We start from the raw sequence: 16,492 nt of genomic DNA, 5'->3' as shown, positions 1-16,492 counted from the left end.
GTTAACGACAACGCCGCCGCGGAACGCATCCGACGGCGGGGTAAATATTGCGTGAGGTGCAAAGTTACACCGACGGCAAGGTCTCCGCAAGCTTCACAGGGTGGCGGACGATAATTGTCTGGTCATGTCTATGCGCCCCATACTCCGCCACCCGCGTCCGCTTCGATCCCGCACCGGGGCGGTGGCTCTGCTCGCCGCCGCCGCCGTGCTGTTCAGCGGTTGCGCGACCGGCGCCGAACCGGCGGATTCGCCCCCCGCCGCCGTCGAGCAGACCGCAAGCGTGCAGGGGATCGAGCCCACCAGCGGGTCGCTGGTCTCGGGCGGCATCGTCACGATCACCGGGGAGAACCTGAGCGACGTGACCCGTGTCACGTTCGCGGGCGTGGGGGCGACGGATGTCACGGTGGTCAGCGATACCCAGGTGACGGCCGCGGTTCCCGTGGCCGCGGAGTACGTGCCGACCATCGAGGACGTGCACGTCTACGCCGACACCGTCGAGGTGGCCTCTGCCGCACCGTTGACCTACGAGCGCGCGGTGCTCACGCCCGTCGACGCGCAGCTGCAGTACGCGTTCCAGCACTGGTCGACCGACACCTACAACCTCGCGACCTACGGGGAGTTCAATTCCGTCGGCGGCGACTGCATGAACTTCGTCAGCCAGACGCTCATCGCCCGCGGCATCGCGCAGACCTCGGGGTGGAACTTCACCTCGCCGACCAAGTACTCGGGCAGCTGGATCTACACCCCGAGCTTCGAGAACTACCTGCTGGCCAGCCCCGAGCTCGGCTTCACCCGGCTCACGGTCGACCAGCGCGACCAGGTCGAGGTAGGCGACATCGTGGTCTTCGACTGGAACGACAACGACAGCGCCGACCACATCCAGATCGTGTCGGACATCCGGGTGGTCGACGGTGTGCAGCAGATCCTCATGGTGGGCCATAACCTCGACAGCAACTGGCGCGACTTCGACACCACGATCACGGTCGACCACCCCGGCGCCCTCGCCTGGTTCTGGAAGGTCCCGTAAGGCGATGCCGGGCGAGAGCTACGAGTTCGAGTCGACGCTCTGGGCGTGGACCGCGCGCAAGGAGCTGTGGGTGTTCGCGAGCCTGCCCGAGGACGTCTCCGACGAGATCGCGGACCAGCCGCGCCCACCGTCAGGGTTCGGTGCGGTGAAGGTGCGCGTGCGGCTCGGCTCGTCCGAGTGGTCGACGTCGATCTTCCCCGGCGTCGACCGCGGCGCCTACGTTCTGCCGATCAAGAAGGCCGTGCGCACCAAGGCCGGAGTCGGTGTCGGCGACGCGGTGACGATCGGGCTGTCGGTGGTCGAGTAGCGCCGCCTCCGGCGCGCACCCACTAATGCTCAACCGCCCAGCGCGGCGTCGACGATCTCCTTCGCCTCGGCCTGCACCTGCTTGAGGTGCTCCTCGCCCACGAAGGACTCGGCGTAGATCTTGTAGACGTCTTCGGTACCGCTCGGGCGGGCCGCGAACCAGGCCTTCTCGGTGACGACCTTGACCCCGCCGACGGCCGCGCCGTTGCCGGGCGCCTCCGACAGGCGCGCGATGATCGGGTCGCCCGCGAGCGTCTCGGCGCTGATGGCCGATCCGTTGAGCTTGCCGAGCGCCGCCTTCTGGGCCTTCGTCGCGACGGCGTCGACGCGCTGGTAGACGGGGTCGCCGAACTGCTCGACGAGCTCGGCGTACAGCGCCGACGGGCTCTTGCCGGTCACAGCGCGGATCTCGCTCGCCAGCAGCGCCAGCAGGATGCCGTCCTTGTCGGTCGTCCACGACGTGCCGTCCTTGCGCAGGAAGCTCGCGCCGGCGCTCTCTTCACCGCCGAACGCGACGGATCCGTCGATCAGGCCGGGAACGAACCACTTGAAGCCGACCGGCACCTCCCAGAGTCGTCGGCCGAGCGACTCGGCGACCCGGTCGATCATGGTGCTCGAGACGAGGGTCTTGCCGATCGCGGCATCCTCTCGCCATTCGGGACGGTGCGTGTACAGGTACTGCACCGCGACGGCGAGGTAGTGGTTCGGGTTCATCAGGCCGCCGTCGGGGGTGACGATGCCGTGGCGGTCGGCGTCCGCGTCGTTGCCGGTGACGATGTCGTAGTCGTGCTGGTAGGCGAGAACCGACGCCATGACCGAGGGGGATGACGGATCCATGCGGATCTTCTCGTCCCAGTCGAGCGTCATAAAGCCCCACTGCGGATCGACCCGCGGGTTGACGACGGTGAGGTCGAGGTCGTACTGCTCGGCGATCAGCTTCCAGTAGTTGACGCTCGCTCCACCGAGCGGGTCGGCGCCGATGTGCAGGCCGGCCGCGCGGATCGCGTCGAAGTCGATGATGTTGGCCAGGTCGGCGACGTAGGCGCCGCGGTAGTCGTAGGTCTCGACGGCGGTCGGCTCGGCGCGCTTGACGTCGCGCAGCTCGTTCGCGATCAGCTCGTTGGCGCGGTCGGCGATCCAGCTCGTGGCGTCGCTGTCGGCCGGTCCGCCGTGCGGCGGGTTGTACTTGAAGCCGCCGTCGCGGGGCGGGTTGTGACTCGGGGTGATGACGATGCCGTCGGCCTGGTCGTCGTGTCCCGTGGCGTTGTAGACGATGATCGCGAGGCTGAGCGCCGGCGTCGGCACGTAGTCGTCGAACTCGTCGACGAGTGCGCGCACGTTGTTGGCGGCGAGGACCTCGAGCGCGGTGGTCTCGGCGGGGCGGCTCAGGCCGTGCGTGTCCTTGCCGATGAACAGCGGGCCGGTGATGCCCTGCTCGGTGCGGTAGTCGACGATCGCCTGCGTGATCGCGGCGATGTGCGTCTCGTTGAACGCGGAGTCGAAGCTCGAGCCGCGGTGCCCGCTGGTGCCGAACACCACCTTCTGGTCGGGATTGGTGACGTCTGGCACCTTCTCGTAGTACGCGGCGACGAGTTCTTCGACGTTGATGAGATCGGTTTCCTGGGCGGGCTGCCCGGCGCGAGTTGTCATGGCTTCATCTTCCCAGCATCCGTCGGGTCTGCGAAGCCCTTGCCCTCGGCATCCGCTCGGCTGAGTCGGTCTGCTTGGCCTCATCGCCGTCGCCGCACCCCTCGATCCCACGCCCTAAACTCGACAGCATGCCCGCCGACGCCACGCCCCCGCACGAGACCTACAGCTATCTGGGCCCGGCCGGCACGTTTACCGAGGCCGCTCTGGCGCAGGTTCCGGAAGCCGCGGGAAAGCACTGGCGGTCGGTCAACAACGTGGGCGAAGCGCTCGCCGACGTCGTCGCCGGACGCAGCACCGCCGCGATGATCGCGATCGAGAACTCGATCGAGGGCGGGGTCAGTGCCACGCAAGATGCGCTCGCGACGATCCCCGACCTGCGCATCATCGGCGAGTACCTCGTCTCGGTGAATTTCGTCCTCGTCGCGCGCCCCGGCACGACGCTCGCCGATGTCACCGTCGTGAACGCCCACCCGGTCGCCTACGGGCAGACGCACCTCTGGCTCGACAAGAACCTGCCCGGCCACGGACACATCCCGGCGAGCTCGAACGTCGCGGCCGCCGCCAACCTGCTCACGCACGACCACGCGAACGCGGCAGTCGCGCCTCCCGGAATCACGAAGCACTACGACCTCGAGGTGTTGGCCGACGGTATCGGCGACAACCCGAACGCGGTCACCCGGTTCGTGCTGGTGAGCCGCACGGTCGCGGTTCCGCCACGGACCGGCGCCGACAAGACGAGCATCATCGCGGAGCTCCCCGACGACAAGGCCGGGCGCCTGCTCGAGATGCTCGAGCAGTTCGCCACCCGCGGGGTGAACATGAGCCTGATCGAGTCGCGCCCCATCGGGGACGCGCTGGGACGGTACCGCTTCAACATCGACCTCGACGGGCACATCCTCGACGAGCGCGTCGCCGACGCCCTGCTCGGTCTCAAGCGTTTCAGCCCGAACGTGATCTTCCTCGGCAGCTATCCCCGCGCCGACAAACTCGAGATCGAGGTGTCGCAGCGGTACGAAGACGACAGCTTCACGGCGGCGCGGGAATGGCTCGACGGGCTCATCACTCCCGGCGATTGAGTAGGTCGCTCCCGCTGGGTTTCGACGGGCTCAACCCGCTGGGGGTTTCGACGGGCTCAACCCGCCTTGTGGGCGGGGACCCGCACCAGGAGGGCGCCGGGGTCGACCCAGGCGTGTACCGACTTGGCCTCGCCGAACTCGTCGCCGTCGAGTTGGAATTGCTGCGGCTCGTCGACAGTCATTCGCAGGTCGCGTCCGGTCAGGTAGGTGACGTCCTTGACGTCGCGCGACAGGTCGATGATGCGACGGCCGAGAGCACTCTTGCGCAGCACCCCGTTCTCCCACGCGACCTTGTTCCAGATCTTCACCCAGCCGAACGGCCCCCGGGGGCGTAGTGCGACGAAGTCGAGGATGCCGTCATCCGGGTGGGCATCGGGCAAAAGCAGGATGCCGCCGGGCAGCTTGCCGCAGTTGCCGATGATGATCGTGTGCACGCTGACCTTGCGTTCCGGCGAGCCGTCGATGCTCACACGCAGTTTCACCGGCTTGATCTCGGGCAGCGAGCGCAGGCCGGCGTCGACGTAGGCCAGCCAGCCCACCGCCTTCTTGAGCTTGCTGTTGGTGTTGGCGATCATCTTGGCGTCGAGCCCGAGGCCCGCCATCACGAGGAAGACGTGTTCTTCGCGGTCGCCGTCCTCGCGCACGATCGAGGCGAGACCGAGGTCGATCTGACGGTCGACGCCGTTGAAGGCGATGTCGACGGTCGTATCGAGGTCGGTGAACGGCACGTCGATGTTGCGGGCCAGCAGGTTGCCGGTACCGGAGGGGAGCAGCGCCATCGCCACGCCGGTGTCGCGCAGGCCCTCGGCCACGGCACGCACGGTGCCGTCTCCGCCTGCCGCGAGCACGAGCCGCGCACCCAGGCGGATCGCCTCCGCGGTGACACCCTGTCCGGCATCCTCGACGCTGGTTTCGAACCAGAGCGGGTGCTGCCAGCCGGCTTCTTCGGCGGCGCGCGCGACGGAAGTCTTGAGGGCGAGGATGTCGACCTTGATGGGGTTGTAGACGACGGCGGCTAGCTGGGGATGCGTATTTTTCGGTGTCGCCACGGGGGCAACGCTAATGCACGGCAGACGCGGTCGCCCGAATGCGCTCCAAAGTAGACTGATCGGGTGATTGACCCACAGATTCTGCGCGACAGCCCCGAAATCCTCCGACGTTCGCAGGAGGCACGCGGTTCGTCCGTTTCCCTCGTGGATGACGCGATCGCCGCCGATTCGCGACGCCGCACGTCCATCGGCGAGTTCGAGAGCCTGCGTGCCGAGCAGAACGCGTTCGGTAAGACGGTCGCCCAGGCGCCCAAGGACGAGAAGCGTGCCCTCGTGGCCCAAGCCCAGGAACTCGCGGCCCGCGTCAAAGCGGCCCAGCAGGTGTCGACCGACGCCGAGGCAGAGTTCGCCCGCATCGTCGGCGCCATCCAGAACCCCATCATCGACGGCGTGCCCTCGGGGGGCGAGGAGAACTTCGTCACCCTTCGCGAGGTGGGGGAGAGGGCGACGTTCGACTTCGAACCGCGCGACCACGCCGAGCTGGGTGAGATGCTCAAGGCGATCGACATCACCCGCGGTACCAAGGTGAGCGGCAGCCGCTTCTACTTCCTGCGCGGGGTCGGTGCCCGCCTCGAGCTGGCCCTGATGAACATGGCGCTCGACAAGGCGCTCGCCGAAGACTTCGTGCCTCTTATTACGCCGACGCTGGTGCGCCCCGAGATCATGGCCGGCACCGGGTTCCTCGGCGAGCACGCCGACGAGATCTACTACCTTCCGGCCGACGACCTGTACCTGACCGGAACGAGCGAGGTCGCGCTCGCCGGGTATCACTCCGACGAGATCCTCGATCTGAGCGACGGGCCGCTGCGCTACGCCGGGTGGAGCACCTGCTACCGCCGCGAGGCCGGTTCCGCGGGCAAGGACAATCGCGGCATCCTGCGGGTGCACCAATTCAACAAGCTGGAGATGTTCTCGTACGTGCACCCCGACCTCGCCGAGGCCGAGCACGAGAAGCTCGTCGGCTACCAGGAGTCGATGCTGCAGGCCTGCGGTCTCAGCTACCGCGTGATCGACGTGGCCGCCGGCGACCTCGGCTCGAGCGCCGCCCGCAAGTTCGACATCGAAGCGTGGGTTCCGACCCAGGGCACCTACCGCGAGCTCACCTCGACCAGCAACTGCACCACGTACCAGGCGCGCCGTCTCGACATCCGCTACCGCGGCGAGACGGGCAAGACCTCGCCGGTCTCGACCCTGAACGGCACCCTCGCCACCACGCGCTGGCTCGTCGCGATCCTCGAGACGCACCAGAAGGCCGACGGATCCGTCGTCGTGCCCGAGGCGCTGCGCCCGTACCTCGGCGGACTCGAGATCTTCGAGCCGGTCGCCTGATGAGCGCCGGGTCGACGGACGCCGAGCGCTGGCTGATCGCCCTCGACATCGACGGAACGGTGTTGCACGAGGACGGCACCCTCAGCGACAGCGTGGCCGAGCAGATCCTGCGCGTCAGCGGTCTCGGCCACGAGGTCATGCTGGCGACCGGCCGCTCGGTCGCGATGACGCTGCCGGTGCTCGACCGCCTCGGCATCACTCCCGACTACCTGGTCTGCTCCAACGGAGCGATCACGCTCAAGCGCGACGCCGACGCGCCGACCGGCTACGCACGCCACTTCGTCGAAACGTTCAACCCCGGCGAGGTGCTCACCACCATCAAGGCCAACCTCGAAGCGGCGCACTACGCCGTCGAAGACGAGACCGGCCTGTACCGCTTCACCGGGTTCTTCCCCGACGGCACTCTCGGGGCGAGCAGCCAGAAGGTCGAGTTCGACGAGCTGCTCGAGCACGACGCCACCCGCGTCGTCGTCATCTCGCCCGAGCACGACATCGAGGATTTCCTCTCCGTCGTCGAACGCATGGGTCTCCACAAGGTCAGCTACAACGTGGGCTGGACCGCCTGGCTCGACATCGCTCCCGACGGCGTGAACAAGTCGACAGCGCTCGAACGCGTACGCGGGCTGCTCGGCGTCCCGCGTTCGCGAGTGCTGGCGATCGGAGACGGGCGTAACGATGTCGACATGCTCGAGTGGGCCTCCGCCGAGGGTCGCGGAGTCGCTATGGGGCAGGCGCCGGCCGAGGTGGTCGCCGCCGCGAACGAGTCGACCGAAACAGACATCAACGACGGTGTCGCGCGGGTTCTGGCCTCGTTCTAACCCCCCTTTCACCCGGTAGGGGCCGATATTCAGGGTTGCGCGTCGGCCATCGGATACACTCGGGACTTGATTTGCCTGGAGGGCTGTCCGAGCGGCCGATGGAGCCAGTCTTGAAAACTGGTGATGTGAAAGCATTCGTGGGTTCGAATCCCACGCCCTCCGCTGTTTCGACTTCACCACGTTCCACTACCGAAAGGGTCCGCGATGAGTGAGCTTCGTCCACGATCAAACAGGTCTGCAACGGTCGCCGGCATCGCTCGTCACGGACAGCTGAAGAAAAGCGGACCCTGGGCGACAATCCTCAAGATCGTCGGGGCGGCGCTCGTCGTCGTCCTCGTCAGCGGGGCCTCCGTCGCCGCCATCGTCGTCAACCAGATCAGCGACCAGGTCACCACCGTCACCCTCGTCGGCGAGACCGAGGGGCCTCCGCCCAGCATCGGCGCCTACGAGGGCGGATTCAACATCCTCATCGTCGGCAGCGACCAGTGTGAGAAGGAAGGCGGGTGCGAGGACCGCACCGCCACGCTCAACGACGTCACCATGCTCCTGCACGTCTCGGAAGACCAGACCAACGCCGTCGCGGTGAGCTTCCCGCGCGACCTCGTCGTGCCGATCCCCTCGTGCCCGCGCGAAGACGGCTCGGGCAACAACTCGGCCATGTCGGCCCGCCCCATCAACGAGACGCTCTACTACGGCGGACTTCCCTGCACCGTCCTCACGGTCGAGGCGCTCACCGGCCTCGACATCCAGTTCGCCGGCCTCATCACCTTCAACGGCGTCATCAAGATGGGCGACGCCGTGGGCGGCGTGCCGGTCTGCGTCAACGGACCGATCGACGACAAGTACACCGGGCTCAAGATCGACGCCGCGGGAACGTACACGATGAGCGGTCAGGACGCCCTCAACTTCCTCCGCACGCGTCACGGCGTCGGCGACGGCAGCGACCTCACGCGCATCAGCTCGCAGCAGGTCTACCTCTCCTCGCTCGTGCGCACGCTGAAGAGCAGCGAGACCCTCGGCGACCCGCTCAAGCTCTACAACCTCGCGCAGGCCGCGACGCAGTCGATGACCCTGTCGCAGAACTTCTCCAGCCTCGACACCCTGGTCTCGATCGGTCTCGCGCTCAAGGACATCCCGCTCGCATCGGTCACCTTCGTGCAGTACCCCGGCACCACGGGTGTGGGCGGCGTCTACACCGGCAAGGTCGCCCCCGTGACGGCCAAGGCCGACGAGCTCTTCGCCCTGATCGCCGCCGACACCCCGTTCGCCCTGGCGAACGTCGGCGACGACCGCGGTTCCGAGGTCGACCCGAACGCACCGGTCGAGGTCGTCGACCCGACGGCCACCGCGGACCCGGCCGTCGACCCGCTCGCCGTTCTCGACATCACCGGCCAGACGGCCGCCGACTACACATGCTCGGTCGCCAATAACTAGGCGATCCGGCACAATGGGCGCAGTCCGCTGCGCCACCACGCACCGACGGGAGTCATCATGAATGAACTCGACGAGGGGCCTCAGAGTCAATCGCCCAGCACCATCGCGCGCCACGGACGGTTGAAGCATCCGCGCGGCTGGTCGACGGTCGTGAAGTTCATCGCGGCGGCCGTCGCCGTCATGCTCGTCGCGTCGGCGTCGATCGTGGCGATCGTCGCGGCCCAGGTGAGCGACGAAATCGACACGGTCGAGCTCGCCGGGCAGGAGTCGGGCGAAGCGCCGGCGATCGGCGCGATCGAGGGCGGCTTCAACATCCTCATCGTCGGCAGCGACGTCTGCGAAGACGGGTCGGGCTGCGCCGGCCGCGGCTCGGCCGAGCTGAACGACGTCACGATGCTCTTGCACGTGTCGGAAGACCAGACCAACGCGGTCGCGGTGAGCATCCCCCGCGACATGGTCGTGCGGATCCCGTCCTGCCCCGAAGCCGACGGCAGCGGCAGCTACTCCGCGATGTCCGCACAGCCGATCAACGTCAGCCTGTCGTACGGCGGACTGCCGTGCACCGTGCTCACCGTCGAGGAACTCACGGGACTCGACATCCAATATGCCGGTCTTATCAAATTCAGCGGCGTCGTCGCCATGTCGAACGCGATCGGCGGTGTGCCGGTCTGCGTGAGCGGTCCGATCGACGACAAGTACTCGGGGCTCGTGCTGCCCGAGGCGGGCACCTACACCCTTTCCGGCGAGCAGGCGCTGGCGTTCCTGCGCTCGCGTCACGGCGTCGGCGACGGCAGCGACCTCACGCGCATCAGCTCGCAGCAGGTGTTCCTGTCGTCGCTGCTGCGCACGATCAAGAGCAGCGACACCCTCGGCGACCCGGTGAAGGTGTACAACCTGGCCCGGGCTGCGACCTCGTCGATGACCCTGTCGTCCAATTTCGCCCAGCTCGACACGCTCGCATCGATCGCGCTCGCGCTCAGGGACATCCCGCTCGACCGCTTCTCGTTCGTGCAGTACCCGAGCACCACGGGCGGTACCGGCGTCTACGCGGGCAAGGTCCAGCCGGTCGAGGCGCAGGCCAGCGAGCTCTTTGCGAAGATCCTCGCCGACGAGCCCTTCTCGCTGCCGGCCGGGGGCGACGGCGAAGGCGCGACCGCCGATCCGACCGCCGTTCCCGAGACGTCGGATGCCGCGACCGCCGAGCCCCTCGACGAGCTCGACCTGCGTGGGCAGACCGCCGCCGACTCGACCTGTTCGATCGCCCAATAGGGCCCTTTCCGCGGGCGCGCACAAACTGCCGGCGGGAATTGGCTATGATTGCTGACGAACAACTAGGGAGACGTCGCATAGTTCGGCCTAGTGCACCACCCTGCTAAGGTGGAGTACCCTAACGGGTACCGAGGGTTCAAATCCCTCCGTCTCCGCACTTCAAGCCCGCTAGATCCTCTCGATCTAGCGGGTTTTTGTGTGTCTGGGATAGCCGCCTCGTCCACGGCGCCTACACGAGCGCTCTCTCAGGCCAGCCCATACCGCGGTCGGTGCGACGACACCATTGCCGCGCCACGTTGAGGTACGGTCGCGGTGTTCCCTTCCACGATCCTTCCCACCGATCCGGGTACCGAACGCATCAGCTCGACGTTGAGGGCACAACGACACCGGAGCGCGAAGGGGGATTACGGCGGCCGTGCGCTCTCGGCGAACTCCCAGAAATCCCACTTGGCACTCTCGGCCTGAGAGTGCTAAAAAATTGTTGTCGAGCCAATCAGGGCTCGCCTCAACGGAAGGGGAATCCTCATTATGGACATGTCGTTTGATCCTTTCAGCGAACTGGACCGCGTCGCCGACAACCTGCTCCAGCTGCGGCGTGGACCGCGGCTGATGCCCGTCGATCTGTATCGCAACGGCGACCAGTACGTGCTCGCCGCCGACCTGCCGGGCATCGATCCCGGGTCGGTCGACGTGGACGTCGACGGCCAGCTGCTCACCATCCGCGCGCAGCGCACGGCGGCCCAGCCCGACGGCGCGAAGTGGCTCTCGCAGGAGCGCCCGTACGGCAGCTACCTGCGCCAGTTCAGCCTCGGGGTCGGCATCGACCGCGACCGGATCAGCGCCCACTACGACAACGGCGTGCTGAGCGTGATCGTGCCGGTGAGCGAGAAGGCGAAGCCGCGCAAGATCGAGATCGCCACGCAGGCCAGCGGTTCGGAGAACCAGCCGACGCTCACCACCTGATCGCCCTACACGGTTCAGGCGGAATCGGGGCCAGCTCCTCTGGGGCTGGCCCCGAACCGTGTCCCGGGCTAGACAGGAAGCCGACCACCGAACGAAATGGGAGACCTCCATGTCGATACCCGCACAGCAGATCGAAGCCCCCGGCCTGACCGACGAGCTCACGCCCCGTCCCGACCACGGCGAGGACTCGTACCGCGGGTCGGGCAAGCTGCTCGGCAAGACCACGATCATCACGGGCGCCGACAGCGGCATCGGGCGGGCCGTAGCCATCGCGTTCGCGCGGGAGGGCGCCGACGTGGTGATCGGCTATCTCGAAGAGGACGCCGACGCCGAGGAGACCCGCCGCTGGGTCGAAGAGGCAGGCCGTACGGCCGTCCTGGTGCGCGGTGACCTCTCCGACCCCGCCGAATGCCGACGGCTCGTGGATGTCGCGATCGAGCGGTTCGGCCGCCTCGACGTGCTCGTGCACAACGCCGCGTTCCAGCGCACCCACGAGAACCTCGCCGAGATCGACGACGCCGAGTGGGACCACACGCTGGCGACCAACCTCAGCGCCTACTTCCACCTCGCGAAGGCCGCGGAGCCGCACCTGGAGAGCGGGGCGTCGATCATCGCGACATCCTCGATTCAGGCCGACAGTCCGACGCCTCAGCTGCTGCCGTACGCGGCCACCAAAGCGGCGATCACGAACCTGACCACGTCGCTCGCGCAGTTGCTCGGCCCCCGCGGCATCCGGGCCAATGTCGTCGCGCCCGGACCGATCTGGACGCCGCTGATCCCCGCGACCATGCCGCCCGAGAAGGTCGAGTCGTTCGGTACCGACACGCCCCTCGGCCGGGCCGGCCAGCCCGCAGAGCTCGCCTCCGCGTACGTGATGCTCGCCTCCGACGAGTCCAGCTACACGACGGGCGCGGTCATCGCCGTGACGGGCGGGCGCCCGCTGCTCTGAGACAGATCCCGCGGTTGTCGAGGGCTACACGCGCAGCGCCTCGTACAGGGCGAGCGGCTCGTCGGGACCGAACCCGGCGGACACGAACTCGCCCGGCTCGCCGACCCTGTCGGAGTAGCCCTCGGCCTCCTCGATGTACACGACGGAGTGTGGCGTCACCAGAACGCTCACGAACTCGTCGCCGGCGGCGAGCAGCGGCACGAAAGCCCCGCCGGCGAGCACCGCGTCGACGATCTTCCGTTTGAGATCGCCGAGGTCTTGCGACGGCGACAGGATGAACCGCTTGTTGCCGACCCGGATTTTCTGCGTACTCATCAGATACCCCTCATTTCTCAGATCGCGCCGCCGGGAACCGTCTCCCCCGAGACTCCTGGACAACACTTGTACGCGTCCATCCTTCGCCCCGGCGGCATGGGGCGCAATCCCACCGAGAAAACAAATACTGCGGGCGGATGTCGCCCCGACGCGGGATCCGCGGGCGGGCTAGGCGCTCCGCTCGGTGCTGACGACCGCCCAACCGCCCGCCGGGACGACGATGTGGTCGCCGTCGAGCGCCGCGTCGCCGGCGACCAGCTCGTTCGCGGCAGTGCCGGGGACGCGCAGTTCGGCGTCCGAGATGTTGAGCGCGGTGATGACGGCGTCTGCGCCGACCGCGGTACGCACGATGAGAGTCCCGTTCGCGACATCCACCACATCGGAGTGTGCGCGTACGAGCCAGGGGTGACGGCGGCGCACGCCGATCAGCTGGCGGTGCGTGTGCAGCAGGGCGGCCGACGGTTCGTCGAGCTCGGCGTCGAGGGGCGGCCGGGCGGGGAAGGCGGGTCTGATGGCGTCGTCGCCGCCGATGCGCTGTTCCTTGACCGCTTCCCAGCCGAACTCGTCGCCGGCGTAGACCGACGGCACACCGGCGACGGTGAAGAGCACGGCGACGGCGTGGCCGACCCGGTCGGCCCCGATAGCCGAGGCGATGCGGGTGACGTCGTGGTTGCCGACGAAGGTCGAGGGCACGTACTCGGCGAGCAGGGTGTTGTGGCGTCCTATGGCGTGGCCGAGTTCGAACAGGTTGCCGTCGGCGATGCCGTGCCAGATGCCCTGCCACAGTTCGTACTGGGTGAGCGAGTCGATCGTCGACCGCGCGACGAAGTCGACGTCGGCGCCGTGGATGACCTCGCCCGTGAACCACGCGTCGGGGTGCCGCTCGCGCACGCGCGGCAGCACGCGCGCCCAGAAAGCGGGCGGCACGGAGTAGGCGGCGTCGAGACGCCACCCGTCGATGCCACGGTCGAGCCAGTAGGTCATGACGTCGACGACGAGGTCCTCCACCTGCGCCGATTCGTGGTCGAGGGCGACGAGGATGTCGTGACCCTCGAACACGTCGGACTTCACGGGGTCGCCCGGCGTCCAGCCCTGCCAGTCGATGCGGAAGAGCCCGGCGTGCGGCGAGTCGGGACCGTTCGCCTCGACGTCGAGGAACCACGGGTGCTGCCGTCCGACGTGATTGAAGACGCCGTCGAGCAGGACCCGCACGCCCTTCTCCCTCGCGGTGTCGACGAGGTGAACGAGGTCGGACTCGTCGCCGAGGCGGTCGTCGATCGCGAAGTGGTCGAGGGTGTCGTAGCCGTGGCTGGTCGACGCGAAGACCGGGCCGAGGATGAGGCCGTTCAGGCCGAGCTCGACGATGTGGTCGAGCCACGGCTCCATCGCGCCCAGGCGGTGGGCGACGGCGCCGTCGCGCTGCTCGACGTGGATCGGGGCGCCGACGAAGCCCAACGGGTAGGTGTGCCACCAGATCACGTGGTCGGTCCAGTCGGTGCTCACGGTCAGGCCCTCCGAAGTCGTAGATGTCGCGGGGAATGCGTCGGGGAAGCCTAACTCTCCACGATGCGAGGCCGCCCCGGCCATCGCAGCCCTTGTCAGCGGCACAATGCTCTTCCGCGCGGCCGGGAAGCGCATTTCGCCGCCGATATGCAGCGGTTTGCACGGCTTCGGGCGGGTGTCCACCCCACGACTGCGCCGCCATCGTCGCCTAGGGTCGAGCTCGGACGGCCCGCCGGTGGCCACCGACCAAAGGAACAGCACCATGGAACTTGGCCCGTACTCGACCTATCGCCTTCCGGCGAACCTGCGGAGCGCGTTCGGCGTGGACACCGCGCAGCAGCTCGCCGACCAGCTCGGCATCAGGGGCGAGCTGACCCCGGCGGTCGCGAGCGAGGCGGACTCCGCGTACGGCGCGCTGGTGCGCGGAGATTCCGCGCCGGCCCACGCCCTGCTCACCGGCCTCGGGGTGAGCGACACCGCCGCGACCGCCGCGATCGCGAAGTTCACCGCGAGCTAGCCGGCTGAACAGCTCTTATCGGCGGCGAAATGCTCTTCCGCGCAGGCCGGAAGAGCATTTCGCCGCCGATCACGAGGCCCCGACCCCGCCTCAGCTCACCAGCACGTTCGTCGAGAAGCCGAACAGGTCCTTCGGGTTCTCGGGGCCGGCGACGAGGTCGAGCCACGTCGAGAACCGCGTGCCGTCGGTCTGGTCGCGCACGTAGCGCAGCGCCGAGAAGTCCTCGAGCGCGAACCCCACGGAGTCGAACACGGTCACCTGCTCGGCCGAGACGCGGCCGGGGGTCTGGCCCGCGAGTACACCCCAGACCTCGGTCACGGGGAATGCGGCATCCATCTGCTGGATCTCGCCCTCGATCCGGGTCTGCGGCGGGTACTCCACGAACACCGTCGACCGGTCGAGGATCGCGGGGTCGAGCTCGGTTTTACCCGGGCAGTCGCCGCCGATCGCGTTGATGTGCACGCCGGGCACGACGTCGGCGTCGGCGAGCACGACCGCGTTCGCCTTGTCGGCGGTACAGGTGGTGATGATGTCGGCGCCGCGCACGGCGTCGGCTCCGCTCGTCGCCACCTCGATCTCGAAGCCGAGCGCGCTGAGGTTGCGCACGAACTTCTCGATGCTGGACGGGTCGGTGTCCCAGATGCGCAGGCGCGTGATGCCGAGCAGCTCGCGGAAGGCGATGGCCTGGAACTCCGACTGGCTGCCCGCGCCGATCATGGCCATGACCCGAGCGTCGGGCCGGGCGAGTGCCCGGGCGATGAGGGCGGATGTCGCGGCCGTGCGCAGCGCCGTGAGAACGGTCATCTCGGCCAGGAACACCGGGTACCCGTTGTGCACGTCTGCGAGCACGCCGAACGCGGTCACCGTCTGGTAGCCGCGCGAAGGGTTGAACGGGTGCCCGTTCACGTACTTGAAGGCGTAGAGCTCGGGGTCGCTGATGGGCATGAGCTCGATCACGCCGAACGGGGTGTGATTCGCCACGCGCTCGCTCTTGTCGAACGACTGCCAGCGACGGAAGTCCTCGTCGAGGTACTCGGCCATCTCGCGGATGATGGTGCCGGCACCGCGGCTCGCTACCCAGCGCACCATGTTCCCGACGTCGACGAATGCTGTCATGATTCTTTTCCTTAGAACGAGGCGGGAAACGGGGATGCCGCCGGCGCGCCGGTGCGCGACGGCGGTCGGAACGTGGAGATGTCGTCGCTCGTGTCGCCGTCGACCGCGAGCTCGGCGAGGATGCGCCCGATCGCGGGGGTGAACTTGAACGCGTGGCCGGCGCCGAGCGCGACGATGATGTCGGGGTACTCGTCGAGCGGGCCGAGCACGAAGTTGCGGTCGGGGGTGATCGCGTACTGGCAGGTCACCGTACGCAACACCTCGCCGCTGCCCGGGATTGTCGCCGCCATAAATCCGCTGAGCTGTTCGAGTAGCTCGGGCGAGGGCACGTAGGTGCGGTCGGCGGGCGACATCAGGTTGTCGGACTTGTCGCGCGCCGCCTTGATCGTCGGCTCGCCGTAGGTGGGGAAGCCGTAGTAGCAGAACTCGTCCTCCCAGATCCACACCGGGAAGACCTCGCGGGCGTAGTCGTCGGGCGCGGCCGGCTTGAAGTAGGTGACCTGCTCCTGCATGATTTCGAGCGGGATGGCGGCCCCGAGCGGTTCGAGCAGGGTGTTGGTCCACGCGTCGGTGGCCAGCACGACCTTGCCCGCGCGCACGTCGCCCGTCGAGGTGTGGATGACGACACCGGCGTCGTCGGGCGTGAGACGCTCCACGGCCGTGCGGTCGCGGATCACCGCGCCGTTGAACCGCGCGTGCAGCTGCAACGCGGCGACGGAGCGCGAAGCCGGGACGATGCCCGTGTCGGCGGTGTAGACCGTCTCGACGTTCTCGGGCAGGGTGAACTGCGGCCAGCGGGCGTGCACGTCGGCGGGGGAGAGCAGCTCGTAGGGCACCCCTTCGGCGTCGAGGCTCGTGGTGAAGTCGGAGGACGCGTAGGGGCCGTCGGTCGGGATGAAGATCAGCCCGCCCGTGACGGTGACGAACGTCTCGCCGGCGACCTCCTCGAAGTCGGCCCAGTCCTTGTACGCCGACTGCGCGAGCCGCACGTACTGTGGTGCGCCGTACGACGTGCGCAGGATGCGCGAGGTGTCGTGCGACGCCCCGCGCACGTGGCCGAGCTCGAACTGTTCGAACGCGACGACACTGACACCCTTGCGGGCGAGGTGGTACGCGGCGGCGCTGCCGAGCGCACCCATTCCGATGACGGCAACGTCGAATGTCTCCATGG

The 16,492-nt window shown here is 68.0% G+C and carries 16 protein-coding genes and 2 tRNA genes; 12 read left to right on the top strand and 6 right to left on the bottom strand.

Annotated features, from left to right (window positions below; translation table 11 throughout):
• The first annotated feature begins 124 nt into the window (after nt 1–124).
• Together HD599_RS15405 and HD599_RS15400 are read left to right on the top strand one after the other, a co-directional pair.
• On the top strand, nt 125–1,027 hold the full coding sequence (locus HD599_RS15405) for an amidase domain-containing protein (protein WP_184239167.1): 903 nt from the start codon (nt 125–127) through the stop codon (nt 1,025–1,027).
• A gap of 4 nt (nt 1,028–1,031) precedes the next feature.
• Complete coding sequence (locus HD599_RS15400) at nt 1,032–1,334, top strand: DUF1905 domain-containing protein (RefSeq protein ID WP_184239165.1); 303 nt, start codon at nt 1,032–1,034, stop codon at nt 1,332–1,334.
• A 29-nt stretch (nt 1,335–1,363) separates the two neighbouring features.
• Here HD599_RS15400 and pgm read toward each other — a convergent pair whose 3' ends face one another.
• The gene (gene pgm / locus HD599_RS15395) at nt 1,364–2,983 is read right to left on the bottom strand and encodes a phosphoglucomutase (alpha-D-glucose-1,6-bisphosphate-dependent) (RefSeq protein WP_184239163.1); all 1,620 of its coding nucleotides are present in this window, start codon (nt 2,981–2,983) and stop codon (nt 1,364–1,366) included.
• Nucleotides 2,984–3,111: 128 nt separating this feature from the next.
• Between pgm and pheA the strand changes: the two genes are divergently transcribed.
• Nucleotides 3,112–4,059, top strand: a complete 948-nt coding sequence (gene pheA, locus HD599_RS15390; protein WP_184239161.1) for a prephenate dehydratase — start codon at nt 3,112–3,114, stop codon at nt 4,057–4,059.
• Nucleotides 4,060–4,115: 56 nt separating this feature from the next.
• Here pheA and HD599_RS15385 read toward each other — a convergent pair whose 3' ends face one another.
• Complete coding sequence (locus tag HD599_RS15385) at nt 4,116–5,108, bottom strand: diacylglycerol kinase family protein (RefSeq protein ID WP_184239159.1); 993 nt, start codon at nt 5,106–5,108, stop codon at nt 4,116–4,118.
• 63 nt (nt 5,109–5,171) lie between these two features.
• Here HD599_RS15385 and serS point away from each other — a divergent pair, with 63 nt between their 5' ends.
• The 8 genes from serS to HD599_RS15345 all read left to right on the top strand — a co-directional run bounded on the left by serS (nt 5,172) and on the right by HD599_RS15345 (nt 11,870).
• Nucleotides 5,172–6,437 carry a serine--tRNA ligase gene (serS, locus tag HD599_RS15380; protein ID WP_184239157.1) on the top strand — a complete coding sequence of 422 codons (1,266 nt, stop codon included), beginning with the start codon at nt 5,172–5,174 and terminating at the stop codon, nt 6,435–6,437.
• A complete protein-coding gene (locus HD599_RS15375; RefSeq protein WP_184239155.1) occupies nt 6,437–7,255 on the top strand; it encodes an HAD family hydrolase in 819 nt (272 codons plus the stop codon). The genes serS and HD599_RS15375 overlap by 1 nt, the downstream gene beginning before the upstream one ends.
• Nucleotides 7,256–7,332: 77 nt before the next feature.
• A tRNA-Ser gene (locus tag HD599_RS15370) sits at nt 7,333–7,417 on the top strand.
• Nucleotides 7,418–7,459: 42 nt separating this feature from the next.
• Nucleotides 7,460–8,689 carry an LCP family protein gene (locus tag HD599_RS15365; RefSeq protein ID WP_184239152.1) on the top strand — a complete coding sequence of 410 codons (1,230 nt, stop codon included), beginning with the start codon at nt 7,460–7,462 and terminating at the stop codon, nt 8,687–8,689.
• A gap of 57 nt (nt 8,690–8,746) precedes the next feature.
• Complete coding sequence (locus HD599_RS15360; RefSeq protein ID WP_184239150.1) at nt 8,747–9,958, top strand: LCP family protein; 1,212 nt, start codon at nt 8,747–8,749, stop codon at nt 9,956–9,958.
• A gap of 66 nt (nt 9,959–10,024) precedes the next feature.
• A tRNA-Ser gene (locus tag HD599_RS15355) sits at nt 10,025–10,113 on the top strand.
• 373 nt (nt 10,114–10,486) lie between these two features.
• Nucleotides 10,487–10,921, top strand: coding sequence for an Hsp20/alpha crystallin family protein (locus HD599_RS15350; RefSeq protein WP_184239148.1), 435 nt, complete (start codon nt 10,487–10,489; stop codon nt 10,919–10,921).
• 109 nt (nt 10,922–11,030) lie between these two features.
• The gene (locus HD599_RS15345; protein ID WP_184239145.1) at nt 11,031–11,870 is read left to right on the top strand and encodes an SDR family oxidoreductase; all 840 of its coding nucleotides are present in this window, start codon (nt 11,031–11,033) and stop codon (nt 11,868–11,870) included.
• 24 nt (nt 11,871–11,894) lie between these two features.
• On the opposite strand, the gene HD599_RS15340 is transcribed toward HD599_RS15345, so the two are convergent.
• Both HD599_RS15340 and HD599_RS15335 read right to left on the bottom strand, forming a co-directional pair.
• A complete protein-coding gene (locus tag HD599_RS15340) occupies nt 11,895–12,185 on the bottom strand; it encodes a hypothetical protein (RefSeq protein WP_184239143.1) in 291 nt (96 codons plus the stop codon).
• Nucleotides 12,186–12,353: 168 nt separating this feature from the next.
• Nucleotides 12,354–13,688 (bottom strand): alpha-amylase family protein, encoded by a 1,335-nt coding sequence (locus tag HD599_RS15335; protein WP_343062103.1) that lies wholly within the window; start codon nt 13,686–13,688, stop codon nt 12,354–12,356.
• 262 nt (nt 13,689–13,950) lie between these two features.
• Here HD599_RS15335 and HD599_RS15330 point away from each other — a divergent pair, with 262 nt between their 5' ends.
• Nucleotides 13,951–14,205: a hypothetical protein gene (locus tag HD599_RS15330; RefSeq protein ID WP_184239139.1), complete on the top strand. Its 255-nt coding sequence runs from the start codon at nt 13,951–13,953 to the stop codon at nt 14,203–14,205.
• A 90-nt stretch (nt 14,206–14,295) separates the two neighbouring features.
• Here the strand turns inward: HD599_RS15330 and HD599_RS15325 are convergent, their stop codons facing one another.
• Together HD599_RS15325 and solA are read right to left on the bottom strand one after the other, a co-directional pair.
• Complete coding sequence (locus HD599_RS15325) at nt 14,296–15,321, bottom strand: ornithine cyclodeaminase (RefSeq protein WP_184239137.1); 1,026 nt, start codon at nt 15,319–15,321, stop codon at nt 14,296–14,298.
• A gap of 11 nt (nt 15,322–15,332) precedes the next feature.
• Nucleotides 15,333–16,490: an N-methyl-L-tryptophan oxidase gene (solA, locus tag HD599_RS15320; protein ID WP_184239135.1), complete on the bottom strand. Its 1,158-nt coding sequence runs from the start codon at nt 16,488–16,490 to the stop codon at nt 15,333–15,335.
• Nucleotides 16,491–16,492 lie beyond the last annotated feature (2 nt).

Source organism: Conyzicola lurida (assembly GCF_014204935.1).
In the GTDB taxonomy this organism is placed as follows: domain Bacteria; phylum Actinomycetota; class Actinomycetes; order Actinomycetales; family Microbacteriaceae; genus Conyzicola; species Conyzicola lurida.
Note: the sequence above shows the minus strand (reverse complement) of the source record. Positions and strands in the feature narration are given on the sequence as shown.

Coding starts and splice junctions, on each gene's coding strand:
- HD599_RS15340 (WP_184239143.1), bottom strand. CDS start 12,185: ATGAGTACGCAGAAAATCCGGGTCGGCAACAAGCGGTTCATCCTGTCG.
- HD599_RS15405 (WP_184239167.1), top strand. CDS start 125: ATGTCTATGCGCCCCATACTCCGCCACCCGCGTCCGCTTCGATCCCGC.
- HD599_RS15365 (WP_184239152.1), top strand. CDS start 7,460: ATGAGTGAGCTTCGTCCACGATCAAACAGGTCTGCAACGGTCGCCGGC.
- HD599_RS15345 (WP_184239145.1), top strand. CDS start 11,031: ATGTCGATACCCGCACAGCAGATCGAAGCCCCCGGCCTGACCGACGAG.
- pgm (WP_184239163.1), bottom strand. CDS start 2,983: ATGACAACTCGCGCCGGGCAGCCCGCCCAGGAAACCGATCTCATCAAC.
- HD599_RS15375 (WP_184239155.1), top strand. CDS start 6,437: ATGAGCGCCGGGTCGACGGACGCCGAGCGCTGGCTGATCGCCCTCGAC.
- HD599_RS15330 (WP_184239139.1), top strand. CDS start 13,951: ATGGAACTTGGCCCGTACTCGACCTATCGCCTTCCGGCGAACCTGCGG.
- HD599_RS15400 (WP_184239165.1), top strand. CDS start 1,032: ATGCCGGGCGAGAGCTACGAGTTCGAGTCGACGCTCTGGGCGTGGACC.
- pheA (WP_184239161.1), top strand. CDS start 3,112: ATGCCCGCCGACGCCACGCCCCCGCACGAGACCTACAGCTATCTGGGC.
- HD599_RS15350 (WP_184239148.1), top strand. CDS start 10,487: ATGGACATGTCGTTTGATCCTTTCAGCGAACTGGACCGCGTCGCCGAC.
- HD599_RS15325 (WP_184239137.1), bottom strand. CDS start 15,321: ATGACAGCATTCGTCGACGTCGGGAACATGGTGCGCTGGGTAGCGAGC.
- HD599_RS15360 (WP_184239150.1), top strand. CDS start 8,747: ATGAATGAACTCGACGAGGGGCCTCAGAGTCAATCGCCCAGCACCATC.
- solA (WP_184239135.1), bottom strand. CDS start 16,490: ATGGAGACATTCGACGTTGCCGTCATCGGAATGGGTGCGCTCGGCAGC.